Here is a 24,237-nt window from a genome sequence, read left to right on the forward strand (position 1 = left end):
ACCGCGGGGCTGAAGGGAAGCAGCTAGACCACGGGCACCGCTGGCCGGTACCCGTAGAAAAATCGCCACTGCTGACAAAGCACTCAACGAGTGTGCCATCACCGGCCGTGCCAGCGCAAAGAGTGTCACCGTCCAGCGGTAGGTTTGGGGCAGTATGTCGATCGTCAGCACCGAAACAGATGAGCTCCTCGACGGGCTCAACCCCCAGCAGCGCCAGGCCGTCCTGCACGAGGGCACGCCGCTGCTCATCGTCGCCGGAGCAGGCTCCGGCAAGACCGCCGTGCTCACCCGCCGCATCGCCTACCTGCTCGCCGCCCGCGAGGTCGGCGTCGGCCAGGTCCTCGCGATCACGTTCACCAACAAGGCCGCCGCCGAGATGCGCGAGCGCGTCGCGCACCTGGTCGGTCCGCGGGCCCGCAACATGTGGGTCTCGACGTTCCACTCGACGTGCGTGCGGATCCTGCGCAACCAGGCCTCGCTGCTGCCGGGGTTGAACTCGAACTTCTCGATCTACGACGCCGACGACTCCCGCCGCCTGCTGCTGATGATCGGCAAGGACATGGGCCTCGACACCAAGAAGTTCTCCCCGCGACTGCTCTCCAACGGGATCTCGAACCTGAAGAACGAGCTGATCGGTCCGGAGCAGGCCGCCGCCGAGGCATCGGAGGCCGCCGAGGACCTGGCCCGCGTCATCGCCGAGGTGTACGGCGAATACCAGCGCCGGCTGCGTGCGGCCAACGCACTCGATTTCGACGACCTGATCGGCGAGACGGTCGCCGTGCTGCAGGCCTTCCCGCAGATCGCGCAGTACTACCGGCGCCGGTTCCGGCACATCCTGGTCGACGAGTACCAGGACACCAACCACGCGCAGTACGTGCTGGTGCGCGAGCTCGTGGGGACCGAAACGGTTGACGGGCTGGCGCCTGCCGAACTGTGCGTCGTCGGTGACGCCGACCAGTCGATCTACGCGTTCCGCGGCGCCACCATTCGCAACATCGAGGATTTCGAGCGCGACTATCCCAGCGCCACGACGATTCTGCTCGAACAGAACTACCGCTCGACGCAGACCATCCTCAACGCGGCCAACGCCGTGATCGCCCGCAACGCCGGGCGGCGGGAGAAGCGGCTGTGGACCGACGCAGGCGAGGGTGAGCTCATCGTCGGCTACGTCGCCGACAACGAGCACGACGAGGCACGGTTCGTCGCCCAGGAGATCGACGCGCTGGCCGATGGTGACGGCGAGTTCACGTACAACGACGTCGCGGTCTTCTACCGCACCAACAACTCCTCGCGCGCCCTCGAAGAAGTGTTCATCCGGGCCGGGATCCCGTACAAGGTCGTCGGCGGCGTTCGCTTCTACGAGCGCCGGGAGATCCGCGACATCGTCGCCTACCTGCGGGTGCTCGACAATCCCGGTGATTCGGTCAGCATGCGGCGCATCCTCAACACCCCGCGCCGCGGCATCGGCGACCGTGCCGAGGCGTGCGTGGCGGTGTACGCCGAGAACACCGGTGCGAGTTTCAACGACGCCCTGGTGGCCGCGGCCGAGGGCAGGGTCCCGATGCTCAACACCCGCGCGGAGAAGGCGATCGCCGGGTTCGTCGCGATGCTCGACGAGTTGCGCGGTGGTCTCGACGGCGAACTGGGCGAGCTGGTCGCGTCGGTGCTGGACCGCACCGGCTACCGCGCCGAGCTCGAATCGTCCACCGACCCTCAGGACCTGGCCCGGCTCGACAACCTCAACGAATTGGTCAGCGTCGCACACGAATTCAGCATCGACCTGGCCAACGCGCGTGCCCTGGCCGACGAGGACGGCGCCGAGCCGCAGGACGAAGATGTCCCGGACACCGGGGTGCTGGCCTCGTTCCTGGAGCGGGTGTCGCTGGTGGCCGACGCCGACGACATCCCGGAGCACGGCTCGGGTGTGGTGACGATGATGACCTTGCACACCGCCAAGGGCCTGGAGTTTCCGGTGGTGTTCGTGACCGGGTGGGAGGACGGCATGTTCCCGCACATGCGCGCCCTCGGCGATCCGGTCGAGCTGTCCGAGGAACGCCGGCTGGCCTACGTCGGCATCACGCGGGCCCGCCAGCGGCTGTACCTCAGCCGGGCGAAGGTGCGGTCCTCGTGGGGGCAGCCGATGCTCAACCCCGAATCCCGCTTCCTGCGCGAGATCCCGCAGGAGCTGATCCACTGGCGCCGCGTCGAGCAGCCCGCGTCGGCGTTCTCCGCGCCGGTGAGTGGCGCCGGCCGGTTCGGCACCCCGCGACCGTCCCCGAGCCGCCCCGTGGCCGGGAAACGCCCGCTGCTCGTGCTCGAACCCGGCGATCGGGTCACCCACGACAAGTACGGGCTGGGTCGCGTGGAGGAGGTGTCGGGCATGGGGGAGTCGGCGATGTCGCTGATCGATTTCGGCAGTGCCGGGCGGGTCAAGCTCATGCACAACCACGCACCGGTGGCCAAGCTCTAACCCGACCGCGCCCAGCGCCCGGTGTCGGGCAGCAGCGCCAGCACGATCGACGCGAGCGGTAGCACCGGCATCGCGTAGACGAGCGCGGGCAGCGCGGCGCCGGCGATGAACAGGCCTGTGAAGATCAGCAGCGCCACCAATGCACCGACGACGATCAGCAGCCGGCCCATCCGCCGGCGCAACAGCAGCGCGATCAGCCCGCCGATGGTGGCTGCGGCAGAGATCGCGGTGAGGAAGCCGATGGCCACGCAGAACAGCGGATCGGTCGCCGACCAACCGGTGATGAGGTCCGTCGCGATGACTGCGGTCGCCCACCCCGACAGGATGCTCACGACGGCGGTCGCGATGGCCGTTCTGGGATGGCCGTGCGGGGACCAGGGCGGGCCGACGGCGACGGGCTGCGCGCGGGGTAGGTAGCCGGTCGCGGGCTCGTCGGCCGCCGGGAACTCACCGGTGGGATGACGCCGGATGATGGACGTCTGCGGCTCGGCGGGCGACTGCAGCGGCTGTGACGGGGTGTTCAGCGGCGCCCGGCGCAGAATCCGGGTGTCGTCCGAATCGGGTGAATCAGTGGAGTCGCTGGCCACTCAGCCAACGTAGCTGCCGGGGGACAGCCCCCGCTTGGCCAGCCATCCGACGGGATCGACCCGGTCGGTGCCGCCGAGGAGCACCTCGAAGTGCAGGTGCGGACCGGTGGAGTTGCCCCGGTTGCCCATCGTGGCGATCTGATCGCCGGCCATCACGCGCTCTCCGACACTGACCAGCCATGTGTTGACGTGGCCGTAGAGGGTGACGGTGCCATCGGCGTGCTTGATCTTGACCCAGGCGCCGTAGCCCGCGGTCGGGCCGACGTCGACGACGACGCCGTCCGCGGCGGCCAGAATCGGGGTACCGATCGAGTTGGCGATGTCGATGCCGCCGTGCAGTACGCCCCAGCGGTATCCGAAGCCGGACGTCCACACGCCGCGGGTGGGCATGACGAACTGAGGACGGGCCAGCCGTGCCTCGCGCTCGGCGCGCTCCTGCGCGAACGCCGCGGCCTTGGTGATCTCCTCGGCGTGGATGGCGGAGTTGGCGGCGGGCGCGACGGTGACCACCTGCATGCCGTCGACGGAGCCGGTGATGACCCCCGCGCCACCGGTTGTCGTCGAGTCGGAGGCGAGCACTGTCGCCGTGGGCTGCTTCTGGGCGGCGTTGGTCACGGTGTAGGCGCCGGCGGCGGTGGCGCCGACGGCCATCGCGGCGACCATCAGGCGGCCTTTGACCGGAACCTCGGCCTTGCGGTGCAGACCCTTGCGGCCGCGCATGTCGATGACGTCGGTCATGGCCGTGCCGTCGCTGAGGTCGGTGTGGCTGTCGCGGTGGGCCCGGGTGGACGACGGCCGCGCCTCGGTGCGCGCCGCGCGGAACTCGGCGGGGACCAGTCGCAGCGGCTCCAGGTCGTCGGTGTCGAGCAGGTCGTCGAGCTCAGGGGCGCGGATGACCTCGGTGTCCCGGTCGAAGGCGCCGTAGGGGAGATCGTCCAGATCGCCCAGCTCGCCGAACTCGTCGAACGGGATGATGTCGGTGACTTCGGTCGGACCAGGTGCCGCGAGGGCCTCGGAGATTCGAGGCGAACGATGCTGAGGCAACCTGATGAGTCCTTAATCCGTCGGAGGCCGTCGTGATCAGACCGTTATCTAGACCACAGGACGTTAACCAAAATCCAATGCAGGTGGCAACCCGAGACTTTAGCGCACGCGAGAATGTGACCTGAATCACTATTCAGGTCCCGGTGAGATCGACCACATGACAGGTGGGCGGTGACGATCGTCAGCACTCGTGTCGATAAAGTTCCCCCGGAGCCCGTCGGGCACACATTTTTCCAGCCGCAGACAGACAGGGAAGTTCTGGGAGTCCATGGATCTCTTCGAGTACCAGGCGAAAGAACTGTTCGCCAAGCACAACGTTCCCACCACCCCCGGACGAGTGACCGACTCCGCGGAGGACGCCAAGGCCATCGCCGAGGAGATCGGCAAGCCGGTCATGGTGAAAGCCCAGGTCAAGGTCGGTGGCCGCGGTAAAGCCGGCGGCGTGAAGTACGCCGCCACGCCTGACGACGCCTTCACTCACGCCCAGAACATCCTCGGTCTCGACATCAAGGGCCACGTCGTCAAGAAGTTGCTGGTGGCCGAGGCCAGCGACATCGCCGAGGAGTACTACATCTCCTTCCTACTCGACCGGGCCAACCGCACCTACCTCGCGATGTGCTCGGTCGAAGGCGGCGTGGAGATCGAAGAGGTCGCCGCCACCAAGCCCGAGCGGCTGGCCCGGATCGCCGTCGACGCGACCAAGGGCGTGGACGAGGCCTTCGCCCGTGAGATCGCCGAGAAGGGCCACCTGCCCGCCGAGGTACTCGACGCGGCCGCGGTGACGATCGCAAAGCTGTGGGAGGTCTTCGTCGGCGAGGACGCCACGCTGGTCGAGGTGAACCCGCTGGTGCGCACGCCGGACGACCAGATCCTGGCCCTCGACGGCAAGGTCACCCTGGACGCCAACGCCGACTTCCGCCATCCCGAGCACGCGGAGTTCGAGGACAAGGACGCGACGGATCCGCTCGAGCTCAAGGCCAAGGAGAACGACCTCAACTACGTCAAGCTCGACGGGCAGGTCGGCATCATCGGCAACGGTGCGGGTCTGGTGATGTCCACCCTCGACGTGGTCGCCTACGCCGGGGAGAAGCACGGTGGCGTGAAGCCCGCGAACTTCCTCGACATCGGCGGCGGCGCGTCGGCCGAGGTGATGGCCAACGGCCTTGACGTGATCCTGCACGACAGCCAGGTCAAGAGCGTGTTCGTCAACGTGTTCGGTGGCATCACCGCGTGCGACGCGGTGGCCAACGGAATCGTCAAGGCGCTGCAGATCCTGGGCGACGAGGCCAACAAGCCGCTCGTCGTGCGGCTCGACGGCAACAACGTCGACGAGGGCAGGCGCATCCTCGCCGAGGCCAACCATCCGCTGGTCATCCAGGCGGACACCATGGACTCCGGCGCCGACAAGGCCGCCGAGCTGGCGAACAAGTAAGGGACACAACAGATGTCGATCTTTTTGAACAAGGACAGCAAGGTCATCGTCCAGGGCATCACCGGCGGCGAGGGCACCAAGCACACCAAGCTCATGCTCAAGGCGGGCACTCAGATCGTGGGTGGCGTCAACGCGCGCAAGGCGGGCACGACCGTCACGCACGAGAACTCCGACGGCCAGGAGGTCGAGCTGCCGGTGTTCGGCAGCGTCGCCGAGGCGATGAAGGAGACCGGCGCTGATGTGTCGATCGCCTTCGTGCCGCCGGCCTTCTCGAAGGACGCGATCATCGAGGCCATCGACGCCGAGATCCCGCTGCTGGTGGTCATCACCGAGGGAGTCCCGGTGCAGGACACCGCGTATGCGTGGGCCTACAACCTCGCCAAGGGCGAGAAGACCCGCATCATCGGCCCCAACTGCCCGGGCATCATCACCCCCGGCGAGTCGCTTGTCGGCATCACGCCGAACAACATCACCGGCAAGGGCCCGATCGGTCTGGTGTCGAAGTCGGGCACGCTGACCTACCAGATGATGTACGAACTGCGCGATCTCGGCTTCTCCACCGCGATCGGCATCGGTGGCGACCCGGTCATCGGCACCACGCACATCGATGCGATCGAGGCGTTCGAGAAGGATCCCGAGACCAAGGTCATCGTGATGATCGGCGAGATCGGCGGCGACGCCGAGGAGCGTGCGGCCGACTACATCAAGGCCAACGTGTCCAAGCCGGTCGTCGGCTACGTCGCGGGCTTCACCGCCCCCGAGGGCAAGACGATGGGCCACGCCGGCGCGATCGTGTCCGGGTCGTCGGGCACCGCCGCCGCCAAGAAGGAGGCGCTCGAGGCCGCGGGCGTCAAGGTCGGCAAGACGCCGTCGGAGACCGCGGCGCTGGCCCGGGAGATCTTCGAGAACCTGTAGTTTCTTGGGCGCGAGCGCGCGTGTTTGTGCAGCGACATGCCGTCGCGACCGTACAAATGCGCGCGCTCGTCGCTTATCAGCGTGCGCTCGCGGTACGTCAGCCGTAGTCCCGCAGGGTCATGACCAGGCCGACGCACGTGGCGATCGCGGCCGCGACGTAGATCAGCGCCGATATCCAGGCGGTGTGCACCGACGCGGCGACCCAGCAGGACAGAAATGCCGCCGCGAGCAGGCACGCGCCGTAGAACACGGTCCGTTGAGGATGATCACCGCGCGCCATGCACGCGGAGTACCCGCTGCGGCCACCCCGCGCGGCGAACTGGAACCCGTTCTATTAGCCTGACGAATTAACAGATGTCAGGAGGTTCGTCATGCCGGTTGACCCGCGCACTCCGATACTCGTCGGTGTCGGCCAGTTCACCGAACGGATCGACGACCCCGACTACCGCGGCATGTCGGCCGTGGGGCTCGCGACCGCGGCCGCGCGGGCCGCGCTCGACGACACCGGAGCCGACGCCAGTGTGCTGGCCGCCGCGGTCGACACGGTGTTCGGGCTGCGGCAGTTCGAGATCTCCGGGCCGATGCCGGCGACGCTGGGCAAGTCGAACAACTACCCGCGGTCGGTGATGAAGCGCCTCGGTGGCGATCCCGCCCGTGTGGTGCTGGAGCCCGTGGGCGGGCAGGGTCCGCAGAAGCTGGTGACCGAGGCCGGCAACGCGATCGTCGCCGGCGAGGCCGACATCGTGATGATCATGGGCTCAGAGCCCGGCTCGACGGCCAAGTACTTCGCCGATCGCGACGACAAGCCGGACTTCACCGAGACCATCGAGGGCCAGCTCGAGGACCGCGGCCACCAGATCTTCAAGTACGTCGACGAATACACCGTGCAGCACGGTCTCACCGGGGCGCCGGTGCAGTACGGTCTGCTCGACAACGCGCGCCGCGCACGGCTCGGTCTCGGCGTCGACGAATACCGTCACGCGATGGCGGAGCTGTTCGCGCCGATGTCGAAAGTGGCTGCCAAGAACCCCTTCTCGTCGTCTCCGGTGGAACGGTCGGTCGAGGAGATCGAGACCGTCACCGACGAGAACCGGATGATCTGCGATCCCTACCCCCGGTATCTGGTCGCTCGCGACACCGTGAACCAGGGCGCGGCGCTCGTGCTGATGTCGGTGGAGGCGGCACGTAGGCACGGTGTGCCGCAGGAGAAGTGGGTGTTCGTCCACGGGCACTCCGATCTCGCCGAACAGGCGCTGCTGAGCCGGGTCGACCTCGGTGCCAGCCCCGCCGCCGTGCACGCGGCCCATGAGGCGTTGCGGGTCGCCGGCCTCGGCGTCGACGACATCGCGACCTTCGATCTGTACAGCTGCTTCCCGTTCCCGGTGTTCGTGATCTGCGAGGCCCTGGGACTCTCCGGCGACGATCCCCGCGGGCTGACGCTGACCGGTGGCCTGCCGTACTTCGGCGGCCCCGGCAACAGCTATTCGGTGCACGGAATCGCCGAGACCGCCATCCAGATGCGGGACAAGCCGGGCCGATTCGGCTTCGTCGGCGCCAACGGCGGCATCATGAGCAAGTATTCGGTCGGCGTCTACTCGACCGAGCCCGTCCAGTGGCGGTCGTCGCGCAGTGCGGAGTTGACGGCCCAGGTGGCCGAGTTGCCGACGGTGCCGGTGACGAAGCAGCCGGCAGGCGCAGGAGTGGTCGAAACCTATTCGGTGCGCTATGACTGGCCGGTGCGCACCGGCGTCATCGTCGGGCGGCTCGAGGCCGACGGATCGCGGTTCATGGCGACCACCGAGGACTGCGACCTCGTCACGCTGATGTCCGAGGGGGACCCACTGGGCGCGAAGATCGTTGTCACACCGACGGATAACGGCAACCGGGCGGTGCTGCGCTAGAACAGCGTCGTCGCCGTCGAGGTGAGGACGAAGCCGTGCTCACCGACCCGACAGGCGGTCGTGCCCTCGTCGTCGACACCGCACTCGATGCCCTCGTGATCGATTCTGCGCAGCGCGGGAAGTAAGGCGGCTTCAGTAGACGGGTCCGGGGTGTCGGTCGGGTTCAGCGGCGATGCGGATGGCTCGATGGTCGCGGGTTGGTCGGTGGCAACGTCGATCTCCCACGTGCCCGGGCCCTTGTCCGGCCGCGGCCCTTCGCAGGTGAGCGTTCGAATGGCCGAATCGTCGAGCGAGTTCATGTCGTTGCTGTAGCACTCCTGGCCGTCCGGCGTCCTGAACTGCACCCCGCGGAAGTACGGATAGCTCTGGAAGAACTGCTTCGTGTCGACCGGTGTCAGCATCGACAGATCGGGAAAGCCCGGAGGCAGTGCGGCGGCCGATGAACTCGGGGCCGGCGTGGTGGTGTCTGCGCGGCTGTCTGCTGTCCCGCCACAGCCCGAGAGCGCGAGGGCGCAGACGAGCATCGCCGATGAGTGTCGGACGTGGGCAGTGCGCATCATCGCGATCGGCATGAGGCCTCCAACCGGTGTCCTTCACCAGCCTAAGGCGCGCCGAAGGCCTCGGCGCACCGAATCAGACGAGCGCGCTGACCTTGCCGGCGAGCCGTTCGACGTAGGCGGCGACGTCCTCAGGGCTGCGGTCGGGCAGCCCGAAGAGCACCTCGGTGACGCCGAGCTCGCGCCAGCGCGCCAGCTTGTCGGGGTCGGGCTTGAAGTCCAGCGCGACGATCTGCGGTGCGCCGTCGCGCCCGGCGCTCGCCCAGGTGTCCTGCAGCAGCTTGACCGGGGCGTCGATGTCGAAGTCCCGGGGTGTGGTGATCCAGCCGTCGGCCGACTTCGCGATCCACTTGAAGTTCTTCTCGGTACCGGCGGCGCCGACGAGCACCGGGATGTGGGACTGCACGGGCTTGGGCCACGCCCATGACGGACCGAACGAGACGAACTCGCCGTCGTACTCGGCCTCTTCCTGGGTCCACAGCGCGCGCATGGCTTCCAGATACTCGCGCAGCATCGTCCGCCGGCGGCCGGGCGGCACGTTGTGGTCGGTGAGTTCGTCGGTGTTCCAACCGAATCCAACGCCCAAGGACACGCGGCCGCCGGAGAGGTGGTCCAGCGTCGCGATCGACTTGGCCAGCGTGATCGGGTCGTGTTCGACCGGCAGCGCCACCGCGGTGGAGAGCCGTACCCGCGACGTCACGGCCGCGGCGGTGCCGAGTGACACCCAGGGATCGAGGGTGCGCATGTAGCGGTCGTCGGGCAGGGACTCGTCCCCGGTGGTCGGGTGGGCGGCCTGCCGCTTGATCGGGATGTGGGTGTGTTCGGGCACGTAGAACGTGGAAAAGCCGTGCTGGTCAGCCAGCGTGGCCGCCGCGGCCGGAGTGATTCCGCGATCGGAGGTGAACAGCACCAACCCAAAGTCCATACGGAGAATTAGAACGTGTTCCAATCTGCATCCGCAAGGGGGGTGGTCTGCGTAGCCCCGGGCCGTCCTCGCTGGTAGTCACGTAGCGCGCTACTCACGACCCGGGGGAGTCTGCGCGGAACAGTTCACCGCATGGACGGATCGACGGCGAGACGGGTGCGAATCCGGGAGTGGGTGCGCCGGTATCTGCCGTGTGAGGTCGCGGGGACCGTCGGCGAGTTCGGTGCCGCCGCGCTGGTCTACGTCGCGACGGACTCGTTGGGCGCCGCCGCGGTGGCGGCGTCGGTCGGCGCCTCCGGTGGCTACTACGCCGTGGCCTATCTGAGCGCGCTGCGTTGGAGCTACCGTGACCAGGCGCATCGGCCGGCACTCGCCCGCCTCCTCATGGCCAATCTGCTCGCGCTGCGCAGCGTGGCGATCGAATTCGGGCCCGCCGAGGTGATCGACAGCATCGCCGTGCGCCCACTGGGCTTCTACCTCGGACCGGCCTTGTTCGGCAACGTCGCGGCCGGCTGGATCTTCGGCAAGCTCGTCTCCGACGTGGCGTTCTACACCTGTGCGGTGTTCAGCTACGAACGCTTCAAACTGCTTGTCGCCCAAAGCGTTCCCAGCATCGAGGAGGGTGATCATGAATCCGCGACGACGATCTCGGCTGCGTGAGGACCTGCGCGTCAACGCGGCACGGTGGGCGCAGCTGGCCGCGACCCACGGAACGCCGCTGCTGGTCCTCGAACCACACCTGGTGGCGCGGCGGCTACGGCAGCTGCAGACCGCGCTGACGGGGTTCGAGGTGCACTACGCGGTCAAGGCGCTGCCGCATCCGGTGGTGCTGTCGACGATCGCCATCTGCGGAGGCGGGTTCGACGTCGCGACGCGCGGAGAGGTGGACCTGCTGGGCCGCCTCGGCCTGCCGATGCACCGCAGCATCCACACCAACCCGATCAAGAAGCCGGCCGACATCGACCACGCCCACGCCGCCGGTGTACGCACCTTCGTGGTCGAGAACGCAGCCGAGGTCCAGAAGTTCCGGGGACGGCCCTCCGACATCGAGCTGCTGGTGCGGCTGGCGTTCCGCAACCCGACGGCGAAATCGGATCTTTCATCGAAGTTCGGCGTGGTGCCCGCGGAGGCCGAGTTGCTGGTCAAGCACGTCCTGGCGGCCGGCGTTCGGTTCGCGGGTTTCAGCTTCCATGTGGGCAGCCAGAGCAGTTCGGTCGAACCGTACCGCCGCGCGCTGCAACACACGCTCGGTCTCGTCGACCACGTCCAGGACACGCTGGGTGTGCCGGCCCGCGTCATCGACATCGGCGGCGGCTTCCCCGTCAGCTATCGCGAGGACGAGCCCCCGATCGGAGCGGTCGGGGCGATCGTGGATGAGGTGCTGGGACCGCGCCGAGAGGAGTTCACCCTGCTGTGTGAGCCCGGCCGCTTCCTGGTCGCGGACTGCATGACGTTGCTGTCGAGCGTCGTGGGCACCGCGGAGCGCGACGGGCAGGTGTGGCACTACCTCGATGACGGGCTGTACGGCAGCTACTCGAACGTCATGACCGAGGACGTCCACCCGCCGATCCTCGCGCTCGAGGAACTGCGCCGCACCGACGCGGCACTGGACGCGGTGACACTGGCCGGTCCCACCTGCGACAGTGCCGATGTCATCGCACGGAACTACCCGATGCCTGCGCTGGGCATCGGCGATCTCGTCGTCAGCCCGATGATGGGCGCCTACACCACGGTGACGGCGTCCCGGTTCAACGGCATCGAGCCCACGCCGATCGTGATGGGGTGACATCGGTCTCATTCGGGCAAATCAGCAAATTCTCGTAACGGCTGCCTGCCGGGCGACGACAGACCACGCAAGAGCGATTTCGTCGTGAACGAAAGCCGCCGGTTCAGAGGTGTCGCCGTGCCGGGGCTATCCGCTGTGACATCAGACCGAATGAATGACGTGGTCGTTGATGTCGCCACACACATTGAGGCTTTCAATTCATGCCCCGCATCACTCGCGGTGGCGTTGCGCTGGGCGTTGCCCTGGTGTTCTTCGCCGCCTTGCTCGTTTTCGGTGGTCGTCTGCTCGGTGGTGAGAGCCATTCCGGCGCACCGCCGTCGGTGCCGTCGGCGGACACCGCCGACGTGGCCGCCGCGCCCCAGGCCCCTGCAACGGACACCGCGGCCGTCGGCTCCTCCGGCGGCGAGCTGCCCCAGGCCCAGGGGGTACAGGCGGCGTCGGCGCTCGAGGCGCCGACCGCTCCGCCACCGGCTCCCCGCGCCGAATCGCCGGGATGGCCGCAGATCGTCCTCTACGCCTTGCTGAGCGTGATCTCGGTGCTGCTGTTCGTCGTCGCCGCCACCACGCTGTGGTGGATGTTGCACGCGTGGCGCAGCCCCGAAGCCTTGGCCGCCACCGGCTTCCGACGCCGCTCCGCGGGCCGGCCACGGTCTTTCTCGCTGCTGCTGCCCGCCCGCCACGAGCAGGACGTCCTCGGGGACACCATCGACGCCCTCGCTCGGCTCGATCACCCGCTCTACGAGGTGATCGTCATCATTGGACACGACGATCCGGAGACCGAGCAGGTCGCGCGTGCCGCGGCGGCGCGCCATCCCCGGACGGTGCGTGTCGTCATCGACGACAACATCCCGAAGAACAAGCCGAAAGCGCTCAACACCGCGCTGCCCGCCTGCCAGGGACAGTACGTCGGTGTGTTCGACGCCGAGGACGAGGTGCACCCGGGTCTGTTGCGGCTCGTCGAGGCGCGATTCGAGGAATCCGGCGCCGACGTCGTGCAGGCCGGGGTGCAGTTGATGAACGTCAGATCCAGTTGGTGGTCGTTGCGAAACTGCCTGGAGTACTACTTCTGGTTCCGGTCCCGGCTGCACTTCCACGCCGATCAGCGCTTCATTCCCCTCGGCGGCAACACGGTCTTCGCCCGCACCTCGCTGCTGCGCTCGGTCGGTGGGTGGGATCGCGACTGTCTCGCCGAGGACTGCGAGATCGGGGTGCGGCTGTCGACGCGCGGCGCGCGCGTCGCGGTCGCCTACGACCCCGAAGTGGTGACGCGCGAAGAGACGCCGGGCACCGTCCGCGCGCTCGTCAAACAACGCACCCGGTGGGACCAGGGCTTCATGCAGGTGTACCGAAAAGGGGAGTGGCGCAAGCTGCCCACCCGGCGGCAGCGACTGCTGGCCCGCTACACGCTCGCGATGCCGTTCCTGCAGGCCGCCACCGGCGCGCTGGTGCCGGTCGCGATCGTGTGCATGTTCATCCTGAAGGTGCCCGTGCCGGTGACGCTCCTGACGTTCCTGCCGCTGGCTCCCACGCTGGTCACCGTCGCGGTCGAGGCGGCCGCGCTGGGCGAATTCGGCGACGAGTTCGGGATCCGGATCACCTGGTGGGACCACCTGCGTCTGGTGCTCGGCGCGTTCCCCTACCAAATGCTGCTGGCCGCTGCGGCCGTGCGTTCGGTGTGGCGTGAGAGCCGTGGCGAGGGCGGCTGGGAGAAGACAGAGCACGCGAACGCGCACCGAACGATCGATTCGCGGAAGGAGGCGGCGGCGTGACCAGACTCGCCCGCACCAATCCGTCCGTCCCCGTCGTCTCGGCGCTGCTGGCGCTGACAGCCGTCCTGCGGCTGATCAACATCGCCGGATCTCCCATCCGGCTCGACGACGAAGGCACCTACGTCGCACAGGCTTTCGCGGTCTCGCAGTGGGGTGAGCTCGCGCACTACACGTACTGGTACGACCATCCGCCCGGCGGCTGGCTGCAACTCGCTGCGTGGATGACGCTGACCGGTCCGGGATTCGGGCCCAACGCCGTCACGGCCGGCCGCTACCTGATGGTGCTCGCCGCAGTGATCAGCGCGGGACTGCTGTGGCTGCTGGCCCGCCGGGTGGGCCTGCCCCGATGGGCTGCCGCGACGGCCGTCGCCGTGCTCGCGGTGTCACCGCTGGCGATCTCGCTGGGCCGGTCGGTCTACCTCGACAACCTCGCGATCGCATGGGTGCTGGGCGCGCTCGTGCTGATCTGCTCGCCGCGGCACCGCCTGTCGGCGATGTTCGGTGCCGCACTGTGCTTCGGAGTCGCGGTGCTGACCAAGGAGACGATGCTGCTGTTCGTGCCGGTGGTCGCCTGGCTGGTGTGGCTGAAGACGTCTCCGGCCACCCGCCGCTACGCTTTGGCCGTCTTCGGTGCCGTGTGCGCGCTCGTGGTGGGCACTTACGTGTTGATGGCACTCGTCCGCGGGGAGCTGGTCCCGGGTCCCGGGCACGTCAGCCTGTGGGAGGGCGTGAAATTCCAGCTGTGGCAACGTGAGTCGAGCGGATCGCTGACCGATCCGCAATCTCTCAAGCGGCACACCATCGACGAGTGGCTGCGCCTCGATCCGGTCCTGCCGCTGCTCGCCGCGCCGGTGGCGGTCGGCGGACTGCTCGTCGAACGGCTGCGACCGTATGCCGTCGGACTGTTGATCCTGGTGCTCGCCGTCGTGCGGCCGGGGTACCTGCCGGTGCCGTTCGTGATCTCGGCCATCCCGCTGATCGCGCTGCTGACAGCGGGACTCGGGGCGGCGGTCGTCGACCAGGTGCGGCGGATGTCGCGCCAACCGTCGGCACGCGCCCATCGGCTCCGCACGACCGCCACCCTGGTCGTCGCCTTCCTCGGCGCCCTCACCGCCACCCTGTGGGTCGCCGGCTACCGCGACACCCTGGGCACGGATGAGGATGCGTCGATGCGTCAGGCGCAGCAGTGGATCTCGGACAATGTCACCTCGCGCGACCGGCTCATCGTCGACGACGCGATGTGGGTGGATCTGGTTCGGGACGGCAGGGATCGGCGCAACGTGGTCTGGTCCTACAAGGTCGACACCGATGAGCAGGTGCAGGAATGGGCCCCGAGAGGCTGGGCCGACTACGAATGGGTGGTGTCGACGCCGTCGATGCGCGCCAACATGCCCGACAGCGGTGTGCTCAAGGATGCGATGTCGCACGCGCGCCCCGCCGCGACGTTCGGGGAACGCGGCAACCGGGTCGACGTCCTGCGGGTCAGCGGCGACGCGTCGTCGTCGACCACGGCCGCGACTCCGGCGTTCGGGGTTCAGGTCGCGGCCCGGATGGACGGCGCGTCGGACCCCGATGCGCTGGCGACCCTGCAGTCCGGCACCGTCGATCAACGGGTCGTCGCCACCCTGGCAGTGCTGGCGGCGACGCAGCCCGTTGCGCTGCAGAGCATTTCGTCGGTGGCTGCAGAGGATGTCGCGGGCGCGCCGCGCCGCGAGTTCCGGTTGACCGGGCCGTCCGAGCGCCTGCAGGCGTTCGCGACGTTCCTGCACCGCCAGAAGAGTCCGTTCGGCGCCGAGTCGATCGCGCTGACGGATACCGACCTCACCGTCCGCTTCCCGCCGGGCCCGTCGGACGTCGGCCTGCGGGGAGAGCCGCCGCAGGCCGCGAACGGCACTGCGGCCGTGCGCATCTCGGATGTACGCCGGGACGTGCCCGCGGACCGGCTGGAGTTCGTCCGCCTCGACGGCGGCCCTGGCGCCTCGTTGCCGCTGACGGCGACGGAACCCTCCGACTATCGGCAGATGCCGGCCGGGACGTACGTGATGACCACTGTCGCACAGCGCAGCGGGGTCCCGGTCATGCGCCAGGCGTTCACCGTGGAACCGGGCGGAACCTACACGTTGGCGATGTTCTCGGCCGGCGAAGAGGGCGAGGTGGCAGCACAACTCGTGCCGGACACCGCGCCAGGCCAACCCCCGCCGGGCCAGGTCGTGCGCCTGCTGCAGGCCTCAGGGGCTTCGGGTCCGGTCAAGCTCGCGCTCAACGCCGCCGGCGGCGAGCCGACCGTGCTGGCCGACAACGCGTCCTACGGCTTGATCACCGGCTACGGTCCGCAACCCGCGGGAAGCTACGACGCGGTGATCACCGCCGATGGCCGCGAGTGGCATCAACCCGTCGACGTGCCTGCCGACGCGCCCACCACGCTGGTGCTCGCCGACGGCAGGGACGGTCCCACGCTGTATCAGACCCGCGACGTCGCCGCTGCCGCGCCGCCGTTGGACCCGCCCGCCCTCGCGCTGCCCCCGGGGGAGCCCGAGCCCGACAAACTGTCGGCGAAACCGGTGACCGATGACGACCCGCGCCAGCAGGTGATCCCGATCGCGCTGTGCGCGTGGTTCGTCGCGGGCGCCGCCGTCGCGCTCACGCGCTATCAGAGGAGGCAAGGACGATGACGAATCGACTGCGCACCATGGCCGTTCAGGCGGTGGCCGTGATCGCCGTCGCCGGTGCCGGTTGGGGTGTGGCGCACGCCGCCGACCCTCGCGTCTCCGCCGACGACATCGCAGGCATGCGCGAACACGCCGCACGGGAGGCCGGTGACCGCTTCCTCGACGAGTACGTGGACGCCGACGGCCGCGTGGTGCGGCGAGACGAAGGCGGCGACACGGTCAGCGAGGGCCAGGCCTACGGCATGCTGATCAGCGCCGCCCTCGGCGACCAGGACCGGTTCCGGCTGATCTGGAACTGGACCGAAACCCACCTGCGCCGCCCCGACGGACTGCTGTCGTGGCGCTGGGCCGACGGCCAGGTGCGCGACGCCAACAGCGCCGCGGATGCGGACCTCGACGCGGCGCGCTCGCTGGTGCTGGCCGGCGAACGCTTCGGCGCCACGGATCTCGCCGGCGACGGACGGGAGCTCGGGAAGGCGATCCTCGCGGCGGAAACCGTGCCCGTCGGCGCGACCGTGCCGCCGCCGGCCGACGTGGCGCCCGCCGGGCACTGGGTGGCCGGCGCGGGACTGACGACCGTCGCGGGGAACTGGGCGAGCGCGCCGCCGCACGCCGTCGACCCCGGATACTTCAGCCCGCGGGCCGAACGGGCCCTGTTGCACGCTTCGGCCGATCCACGCTGGGCGGAGGTCAGCCGCACCCAGCGGGTGTTGAGCTGGCAACTGGTCGGGCCGGGGACCCTGCCGCCGGACTGGGCGACCGTCGATGCCTCCGGCCACGCGGTGCCAACCGGTTCACCGGCAGGCGGGGGCGTGCAGTTCGGGCTCGACGCCGCACGGCTGCCGATCCGCTTCGCCGAATCGTGCGACCCCGAGGACCGCGCGCTGGCGGCGTCCCTGCGGCCCCTGCTGTCCGGCGGGCAGGACCTCCCTGCGGTGCGCAACCTGGACGGGTCCGCGGCGGCTCAGTGGCAGCACCCGGTGACCCTCGTTGCCGGCGCCGCCACCGATCACGCCGCCGGAGACGAGGACGCGGCTTCCGCTCGTCTGGACCGGGCGGCCGCTCTTCAACAGCGGTACCCGACCTATTTCGGGGCGGCGTGGGTTGCGCTCGGGCGCCTCATGCTCGACACCACCCTGCTGGGCGACTGCCCGGACGGTGGCTCGCGTTTCCTTCACCGCGATCCATAACGATGACCGGGGAGCGGCCGCCCGCTTCGATGGCCAAGCATGACGACCGAACGCATCGCCGACAACGTCACGTTCGCCTACTGGGTGCCCAACGTCAGCGGCGGCCTCGTGACCAGCGACATCGAGCAGCGCACCGACTGGAACTACGAGTACAACGCCAAGCTGGCGCAGACCGCCGAGAACAACGGTTTCGAGTACGCCCTGTCCCAGGTGCGCTACGAAGCCAGCTACGGCGCCGAGTACCAGCACGAGTCCACCAGCTTCAGCCTCGCGCTGCTGCTGGCCACCCAGCGGTTGAAGGTCATCGCGGCCGTCCACCCGGGGCTCTGGCAGCCGGCGGTGCTGGCCAAGCTCGGCGCCACGGCCGATCAGCTCTCCGGCGGCCGGTTCGCCGTCAACGTGGTCTCCGGCTGGTTCAAAGACGAGTTCACCCACCTCGGTGAGCCGTGGCTCGAACACGACGAACGATATCGTCGCAGCGCCGAGTTCCTGCAGGTGCTGCGCAAGATCTGGACCGAGGACGACGTGGATTTCCGCGGCGACTTCTACCGCATCCACGACTTCACGCTCAAGCCCAAACCGGTCAACACGCCCGAGCGGCCCAACCCGGAGATCTTCCAGGGCGGCAACTCGACCGCCGCCCGGCGCAACGGCGGCCGCTACGCGGACTGGTACTTCTCCAACGGCAAGGACTTCGACGGCGTCACCGAGCAGATCGTCGACGTTCGGGACCACGCAAGGGACGCCGGCCGCGAGGTGAAGTTCGGCCTCAACGCCTTCATCATCGCCAGGGACACCGAGAAGGAGGCGAAAGAAGTCCTGCGCGAGATCATCGCGAAGGCGAACCGGCCCGCCGTCGAGGGTTTCGGCGCCGCCGTGCAGCAGGCCGGCAACGCGACCCCCGACAAGCGCGGCATGTGGGCGGATTCGACCTTCGAAGATCTGGTGCAGTACAACGACGGATTCCGGACGAAGTTGATCGGCACGCCCGAGCAGATCGCCGAACGCATCGCGGCGTATCGCAAGCGTGGCGTCGACCTGATCCTGGGCGGATTCCTGCATTTCCACGAGGAGATCGAGTACTTCGGCTCCCGGGTGTTGCCGCTGGTCCGCGACATCGAGGCCGCCGAGCGGGACTCCATCGACCCGGCTGTGCTCGTCTCCGCGTAGCCGCGTCCGCGGCTGCGCGGGCGTGACAGGCCCACCCCTGTGTGCGCTAGCGTGGGTCAACGAATCGCTCAGGCGGTCCGTCGGGATCGCAGTCGCCTGCGTCGACGTCGTCGATGCGGTGCCCGCACAGCACAGGAGAGGTCATGTCGTACCCCCAAGGCGCGCCCGGAGGCCCCGGATACCCGCCCGCCCAGCAGCCCACGACGCAGTTCTCCGCGCCGACACAGCAGTTCGCGAAGATCGGCGAGTCCGACCCGGCCGCCGGCGGCCCGAGCAAGCTCCCCGGCTACCTGAGCGCCGCCGTCGCCGCGCTCGGACTGCTCGTCTACCTGTCGTACTTCGCCCCGCAGTTCACGGTGACGTCGTCGGACTTCCCGGGTCTCGGGGAGCTCAGCGGAAGCTCGGTGGGGCTGGGCTTCGCCGTCATCGCCGCCGTGGTGGCCGCCCTGTTCGCCGGTGTCGGCCTGCTGCCCCGTCAGCGCAACTACGTCGCCGTCGCCGCGGTGGCCGCCGTGCTGGGCTTCCTGCTGGTCATCTCGGAGGTCGTGAACAAGCCCAGCGGCACGACCGTCGACTGGGGCCTGTACCTGCTGATCGCGTTCACGCTGTTGCAGGCCGCGGTCGCCGTGGTGGTGCTGCTGTTCGACTCCGGTGTCATCACCCCGCCGGTGTCCCGGCCCAAGTACGAGCAGCCCCAGTACGGCCAGTACCCCGGGTCCTACTACGGTCAGCACCCCGGGCAGCCGCAGCACGGCGGTCCGGGCGCCGGCCAGCAGCAGCGGCCGGGCTACCCGACGCCCTACGGTGGCTACCCGAGTGCGGGGCCCTCGACCGGTGGCTTCCCCGCGGCCTCGCCGTCCTCGGGTGCGCAGTCCGGCGCGCAATCCGGTCAGCCGACTCCGCCCACCGGCTACCCGACCTATGGCCAGCCGCCGTCGAGCAACACGCCGACGACGCAGGTGCCCACGCAACACCAGTCGTCACCGTCCTCCCAGCCCGGTCAGTCGTCGTAATCTCAAGCCGCGCGTGCGCGACTGTCGCGTGCCCGAGCGTCTTCGAGGAGCGGCCCACCCGTGAACAATCCCCCGCGCGCGGGTGGTGCACCAGGACCAGCCGGGACACGCCAGGCGCGTGAACTGCTCCGGGTGGCGTTCGGGCCGTCCCTGGTCGCGCTCGTCGTCATCGCCGCGGTGGTGCTGTCCCAGCTGCTGATCGCCAACAGCGACATGACCGGCGCGCTCGGCGCCATCGCCAGCATGTGGCTGGGCGTGCACCAGGTGCCGGTGTCCATCGCGGGCAGCGCCCTCGGGGTGATGCCGCTGTTGCCGGTGATGGCGATGGTCTACGGCACGGCGCGCACCACCGCGGCCGCGGTGACCAGCACGTCTTGGTTCGTCACCCGGTGGGTGGTGGCCTCGGCGCTGGGTGGGCCGGTGCTGATCGCGGCGGTCTGTCTGGCCGTCATCCACGACGCCGCCTCGGTGCTCACCGAGCTGCAGACCCCAGACGCGTCACGGGCGTTCGCCAGCGTGGTCACCGTGCACGCGATCGGCGCCGCGCTGGGCGTCGGGTCTCGGATGGGGCGGCGTCTGCTGCGCTCCACACCGCTGCCCTCCTGGCTTCCCGACGCCTTCCGCGCGGCGGGCGCCGGTGTGCTGGCCCTGATGGCGCTGTCTGCCGCGGTGGTGTCGGGCTCGCTGATCGTGCACTGGTCGACGATGCACGACCTGTACTCCATCACCGATTCGATGTTCGGGCAGCTCAGCCTGACCGTGCTGTCTCTGCTCTACCTGCCAAACGTCGTGGTTGGCGCCGCCGCGGTGGCCGTCGGCTCGAGCGCTCACATCGGGCTGGCGACGTTCAGCGCGTTCACCGTGCTGGGTGGGGACATGCCGGCACTTCCGGTGCTCGCCGCCGTCCCGACGCCGCCGCTGGGCCCGGTGTGGGTGGCGCTGCTGATCGTGGCCGCGGTGGCCGCGGTGGCCCTGGGCCAGCAGTGTGCGCGCCGCCCGCTGCCGCCGCTGCAGGCGCTGGCGAAGGTCGTGGTGGCCGCGCTCGTCGGCGCCGCGGCGATGGCGCTGCTGGGCTATGCGGGCGGCGGTGCGCTCGGCAACTTCGGCGACGTCGGCGTCGACCAGACCACGTTCGGTCCGGCGGTGTTCGTCTGGTTCGCGGGTATCGGGGCGCTGACGGTGGCGATGTCGGGCGGTTTCCAACCGCGTGTGCGCCGTCCCGCGCCGGTGGTCGAGGAACCCGAGCCCGAACACGAACCCGAGCCCGAGCCGGAGCCGACTTCCGAGGACGCCGATCCCGACACCGAGACCATCGCGCCGGAGGTCACCGCCGTCGTCGACGAACCGGCACCGGAGTTCGCGGAGAGGGTGCCCCCCGAACCGCTGCCGGACGACCTCGAGGTGGAGGATCCCGAGGACCACTTCATGGCCGACGACGACATGCGCGGCGGCCGCGACGGCACCACCCACTAGGCTTCCTGCCGTGCAGCCAGAGGTCCGGGTTCCCCCGAGCGCGCCGGCGCGACTCGTGGTGCTCGCCTCCGGCACGGGCTCGCTGCTCGCTTCGCTGCTCAACGCCGCGGTCGACGACTATCCGGCCCGCGTGGTCGCCGTCGGCACCGACCGCGACTGTGCCGCGCTGCAGATCGCCGAGGCGGCCTCGGTGCCCACCTTCACCGTGCCGCTGCGCGGCTACCCGGACCGGACCGCGTGGGACGCTGCGATCACCGAGGCGACGGCCGCGCACGACCCCGATCTGGTGGTGTCGGCAGGATTCATGAAAATCCTTGGCCCGGAATTCCTTTCGCGTTTCCCGGGGCGGGTGGTCAACACCCATCCCGCGCTGCTGCCCGCGTTTCCCGGTGCGCACGCCGTCGCCGACGCACTGGCCTACGGGGTCCGGGTCACCGGGTGCACCGTGCATCTCGTCGACGCCGGAACCGACACCGGCCCGATCGTCGCGCAGCAGGCCGTGCCCGTGCTCGACGGCGACGACGAGGCGACGCTGCACGAACGGATCAAGGTGATCGAACGAGAACTTCTGGTGGATGTCCTGGCGGCGCTGGCCACCCGCGGCGTCACCTGGACGGGACGAAAGGCGACCATAGGATGACCGAAAACGACGGCCGGCGGCGCATTCGTCGCGCCCTGATCAGCGTGTACGACAAGACGGGTCTGGTGCCGCTGGCGCAGGGCCTGCACGAGGCCGGGGTCAGCATCGTGTCCACCGGTTCGACGGCGAAAACCATTGCCGACGCGGGTGTTCCGGTCACGCCGGTGGAGGAGGTCACCGGCTTTCCTGAGGTGCTCGACGGCCGGGTGAAGACCCTGCATCCGCGGGTGCACGCCGGGCTGCTGGCCGATCAGCGCAAGCCCGAACACGTCTCCGCGCTTTCCGATCTCGGTGTCGAACCGTTCGAACTCGTTGTGGTGAACCTCTATCCGTTCACCCAGACCGTCAACTCCGGCGCCGGGGTCGACGAGTGCGTCGAGCAGATCGACATCGGCGGTCCGTCGATGGTGCGGGCTGCGGCGAAGAACCATCCCAGCGTCGCGGTGGTCGTCGAACCGCTCGGCTACGACGGCGTGCTGGCCGCGGTGCGCGCCGGCGGCTTCACCCTTGCCGAGCGGAAGAAGCTGGCGGCGTTGGCTTTCCGGCACACCGCCGAGTACGACGTGGCGGTGGCGTCCTGGATGGAGTCGGTGCTGGCTCCCGAGGACGAGGGCGCATCGGCGGCCCTGCCGCCGTGGTTCGGTGCGACGTTCCGGCGCACCGCCGTGCTCCGCTACGGCGAGAACCCGCACCAGCAGGCGGCGCTGTACAGCGACGACGGCGGCTGGCCGGGGCTGGCGCAGGCCGAGCAGCTGCACGGCAAGGAGATGTCCTACAACAACTACACCGACGCGGATGCGGCGTGGCGCGCCGCGTTCGATCACGAGGACATCTGCGTGGCGATCATCAAGCACGCCAACCCGTGCGGCATCGCGGTGTCGTCGGTGTCGGTGGCCGACGCGCACCGCAAGGCCCACGAATGTGACCCGCTGTCGGCGTTCGGCGGCGTCATCGCCACCAACACCGAGGTCAGCGTCGAGATGGCCGAGACCGTGGCGGGCATCTTCACCGAGGTGATCGTCGCGCCCGCCTACGAGGCGGGCGCGGTGGAGGTGCTGCGCGGTAAGAAGAACATCCGCATCCTGGTCGCGTCGGAGCCGCAGCCTGGCGGCACCGAGTTCCGCCAGGTCAGCGGCGGCCTGCTGATGCAGCAGCGCGACGCGGTGGACGCGCAGGGCGACGACCCCGCGAACTGGACGCTGGCCACCGGCACGCCCGCCGACCCCGCCGTGCTGGCCGACCTGGTGTTCGCATGGCGCACCTGCAGGGCGGTCAAGTCCAACGCGATCGTCGTCGCCAAGGACGGCGCAACGGTCGGCGTCGGCATGGGGCAGGTCAACCGCGTCGACGCGGCGCGGCTGGCCGTCGAGCGGGCCGGCGATCGGACCCGTGGCGCCGTGGCGGCCTCCGATGCGTTCTTCCCGTTCCCCGACGGGCTCGAGACGCTGATCCGGGCCGGCGTGACGGCCGTGGTGCATCCCGGTGGTTCGGTGCGCGACGACGAGGTGACGGCGGCCGCCGCCGAGGCCGGGGTGACGCTGTACCTGACCGGAGCGCGCCACTTCGCGCACTAGGTCTCCGCGCAGCGTCGGCCGGGCAACGTCGACTGTTGGCTCGAGGGACGTTATCCACAGCGCGGCGTGCCACAAGGCCACAGTGGCCGAAAAGTGTCGTGCGGCGCTGCCATCGTCGGCGCATGGGAGACACGGACTGGCCATTTCTCGGCACCGAGGCCCGGCGTGACGGAGAAGTGAGCAGACGCGCGCTGCGCCGCCACCAGCGGATCTACCGCGATGTGTATCTGCCGGTGGGCACGGAGCTCACTCCGGTTAGGCGCGCGGCGGCCGCCTGGCTGTGGTCCGGCCGGGCGGCCACGGTCGCCGGGCTGTCGGCGTCGGCGCTACACGGTTCCCGTTGGATCGACGGCTCGTCGCCGGCCGAACTCATCCGGCCCCAGGCGTGTGCGGTCGACGGCATCGTCATCCACCGGGACGCGTTGGTTGACGGCGAGGTCTGCGTCGTCCGAGGCATACCGACGACGACGCCGGCACGAACCGCGTTCGACCTGGGCAGGCGAGACTCTCTGGTGGCGGCGGTCATGCGGGTCGACGCCCTCGCCAACGCCACCCGGCTGACGCCGCCGGACATCGCGGCCTTGGTGCCGCGTCACCGTGGGGCGCGTGGGCTGGTTCAACTGCGCACCGTGCTCGACCTCATGGATTCCGGTGCGGAATCACCGCGCGAGACGAGGACACGCCTGCTGCTCCTCGCGGCCGGCTTTCCTCGGCCGCGCACGCAGGTCATGGTGTGCGACGAGCACGGCTACTTCATCGGCCGCATCGACATGGGCTGGCCCGGACGGAAGGTCGGGATCGAATACGACGGGCCTCAGCACTGGACCGATCCGGCCGTGCGCGCCCGGGATATCGACCGCCTCGCCGAACTGCAGGGCCAGGGCTGGACGATCATCCGAGTCAGCCGCGACATCCTGCGGTACCGTCCCGAGGTGTTCCTGCAGCGGGTGCGTGACGCGATGCGCGCGGCGGGGTGGCCGGAGCACGGCCGAGTCCGCCTCGACGCTCGCCTCGACACATGGAGCGGCTGCCGAGTGTTCGATTGAGGCCCGCTCAAGGGCGAAAAGTGTGCACCAACCCGACGCTCGGCGGTGACGTTCGCCCGGCATCCGATGCCGTTGC

At 69.3% G+C, this 24,237-nt stretch carries 20 protein-coding genes; 15 read left to right on the forward strand and 5 right to left on the reverse strand.

Features of this window, described 5'->3' with window-relative positions:
• The first annotated feature begins 154 nt into the window (after positions 1–154).
• Positions 155–2,470, forward strand: coding sequence for a DNA helicase PcrA (gene pcrA, locus G6N45_RS09860; RefSeq protein ID WP_163721919.1), 2,316 nt, complete (start codon positions 155–157; stop codon positions 2,468–2,470).
• Here the strand turns inward: pcrA and G6N45_RS09865 are convergent.
• Both G6N45_RS09865 and G6N45_RS09870 read right to left on the reverse strand, forming a co-directional pair.
• Positions 2,467–3,057 carry a hypothetical protein gene (locus G6N45_RS09865; protein WP_163721920.1) on the reverse strand — a complete coding sequence of 197 codons (591 nt, stop codon included), beginning with the start codon at positions 3,055–3,057 and terminating at the stop codon, positions 2,467–2,469. The genes pcrA and G6N45_RS09865 overlap by 4 nt on opposite strands.
• A complete protein-coding gene (locus G6N45_RS09870) occupies positions 3,058–4,101 on the reverse strand; it encodes a M23 family metallopeptidase (protein ID WP_163721921.1) in 1,044 nt (347 codons plus the stop codon). It lies immediately after the preceding gene.
• A 268-nt stretch (positions 4,102–4,369) separates the two neighbouring features.
• Between G6N45_RS09870 and sucC the strand changes: the two genes are divergently transcribed.
• Entirely contained in the window at positions 4,370–5,533 is a 1,164-nt protein-coding gene (gene sucC / locus G6N45_RS09875) for an ADP-forming succinate--CoA ligase subunit beta (RefSeq protein ID WP_163721922.1), read from the forward strand.
• A 12-nt stretch (positions 5,534–5,545) separates the two neighbouring features.
• Positions 5,546–6,448, forward strand: coding sequence for a succinate--CoA ligase subunit alpha (gene sucD, locus G6N45_RS09880; protein ID WP_163721923.1), 903 nt, complete (start codon positions 5,546–5,548; stop codon positions 6,446–6,448).
• Between the two features lie 97 nt (positions 6,449–6,545).
• On the opposite strand, the gene G6N45_RS09885 is transcribed toward sucD, so the two are convergent.
• On the reverse strand, positions 6,546–6,728 hold the full coding sequence (locus tag G6N45_RS09885; RefSeq protein ID WP_057148463.1) for a hypothetical protein: 183 nt from the start codon (positions 6,726–6,728) through the stop codon (positions 6,546–6,548).
• Between the two features lie 91 nt (positions 6,729–6,819).
• On the opposite strand from G6N45_RS09885, the gene G6N45_RS09890 reads away from it, so the two are divergent.
• Positions 6,820–8,349 carry an acetyl-CoA acetyltransferase gene (locus G6N45_RS09890; protein WP_163721924.1) on the forward strand — a complete coding sequence of 510 codons (1,530 nt, stop codon included), beginning with the start codon at positions 6,820–6,822 and terminating at the stop codon, positions 8,347–8,349.
• Here the strand turns inward: G6N45_RS09890 and G6N45_RS09895 are convergent.
• Entirely contained in the window at positions 8,346–8,921 is a 576-nt protein-coding gene (locus G6N45_RS09895) for a hypothetical protein (RefSeq protein WP_163721925.1), read from the reverse strand. The two genes, G6N45_RS09890 and G6N45_RS09895, sit on opposite strands and share 4 nt — an antisense overlap.
• Positions 8,922–8,982: 61 nt before the next feature.
• Positions 8,983–9,831, reverse strand: a complete 849-nt coding sequence (locus G6N45_RS09900) for an LLM class F420-dependent oxidoreductase (RefSeq protein WP_163721926.1) — start codon at positions 9,829–9,831, stop codon at positions 8,983–8,985.
• Between the two features lie 132 nt (positions 9,832–9,963).
• Between G6N45_RS09900 and G6N45_RS09905 the strand changes: the two genes are divergently transcribed.
• The 11 genes from G6N45_RS09905 to G6N45_RS09955 all read left to right on the forward strand — a co-directional run bounded on the left by G6N45_RS09905 (position 9,964) and on the right by G6N45_RS09955 (position 24,161).
• Positions 9,964–10,491, forward strand: a complete 528-nt coding sequence (locus G6N45_RS09905) for a hypothetical protein (RefSeq protein ID WP_163721927.1) — start codon at positions 9,964–9,966, stop codon at positions 10,489–10,491.
• Entirely contained in the window at positions 10,460–11,617 is a 1,158-nt protein-coding gene (locus G6N45_RS09910; RefSeq protein WP_163721928.1) for a type III PLP-dependent enzyme, read from the forward strand. The genes G6N45_RS09905 and G6N45_RS09910 overlap by 32 nt, the downstream gene beginning before the upstream one ends.
• 200 nt (positions 11,618–11,817) lie before the next feature.
• Positions 11,818–13,386 (forward strand): glycosyltransferase, encoded by a 1,569-nt coding sequence (locus tag G6N45_RS09915; RefSeq protein WP_246228935.1) that lies wholly within the window; start codon positions 11,818–11,820, stop codon positions 13,384–13,386.
• The gene (locus G6N45_RS09920; RefSeq protein ID WP_163721929.1) at positions 13,383–16,058 is read left to right on the forward strand and encodes a glycosyltransferase family 39 protein; all 2,676 of its coding nucleotides are present in this window, start codon (positions 13,383–13,385) and stop codon (positions 16,056–16,058) included. Before G6N45_RS09915 ends, G6N45_RS09920 begins: the two co-directional genes overlap by 4 nt.
• Positions 16,055–17,245, forward strand: coding sequence for a glycosyl hydrolase family 8 (locus G6N45_RS09925; protein WP_163721930.1), 1,191 nt, complete (start codon positions 16,055–16,057; stop codon positions 17,243–17,245). The genes G6N45_RS09920 and G6N45_RS09925 overlap by 4 nt, the downstream gene beginning before the upstream one ends.
• A gap of 39 nt (positions 17,246–17,284) precedes the next feature.
• Positions 17,285–18,415 (forward strand): dimethylsulfone monooxygenase SfnG, encoded by a 1,131-nt coding sequence (sfnG, locus tag G6N45_RS09930; protein ID WP_163721931.1) that lies wholly within the window; start codon positions 17,285–17,287, stop codon positions 18,413–18,415.
• A 143-nt stretch (positions 18,416–18,558) separates the two neighbouring features.
• Positions 18,559–19,428: a DUF5336 domain-containing protein gene (locus G6N45_RS09935; RefSeq protein WP_163721932.1), complete on the forward strand. Its 870-nt coding sequence runs from the start codon at positions 18,559–18,561 to the stop codon at positions 19,426–19,428.
• 60 nt (positions 19,429–19,488) lie between these two features.
• The gene (locus G6N45_RS09940; RefSeq protein ID WP_163721933.1) at positions 19,489–20,901 is read left to right on the forward strand and encodes a cell division protein PerM; all 1,413 of its coding nucleotides are present in this window, start codon (positions 19,489–19,491) and stop codon (positions 20,899–20,901) included.
• Between the two features lie 10 nt (positions 20,902–20,911).
• A complete protein-coding gene (purN, locus tag G6N45_RS09945; protein WP_163721934.1) occupies positions 20,912–21,541 on the forward strand; it encodes a phosphoribosylglycinamide formyltransferase in 630 nt (209 codons plus the stop codon).
• The gene (purH, locus tag G6N45_RS09950) at positions 21,538–23,115 is read left to right on the forward strand and encodes a bifunctional phosphoribosylaminoimidazolecarboxamide formyltransferase/IMP cyclohydrolase (RefSeq protein WP_163721935.1); all 1,578 of its coding nucleotides are present in this window, start codon (positions 21,538–21,540) and stop codon (positions 23,113–23,115) included. Before purN ends, purH begins: the two co-directional genes overlap by 4 nt.
• Positions 23,116–23,237: 122 nt before the next feature.
• Positions 23,238–24,161: a type IV toxin-antitoxin system AbiEi family antitoxin gene (locus tag G6N45_RS09955; protein WP_163721936.1), complete on the forward strand. Its 924-nt coding sequence runs from the start codon at positions 23,238–23,240 to the stop codon at positions 24,159–24,161.
• Positions 24,162–24,237: the final 76 nt, after the last annotated feature.

It is taken from the genome of Mycolicibacterium psychrotolerans (genome assembly GCF_010729305.1).
Taxonomy (GTDB): Bacteria; Actinomycetota; Actinomycetes; order Mycobacteriales; family Mycobacteriaceae; genus Mycobacterium; species Mycobacterium psychrotolerans.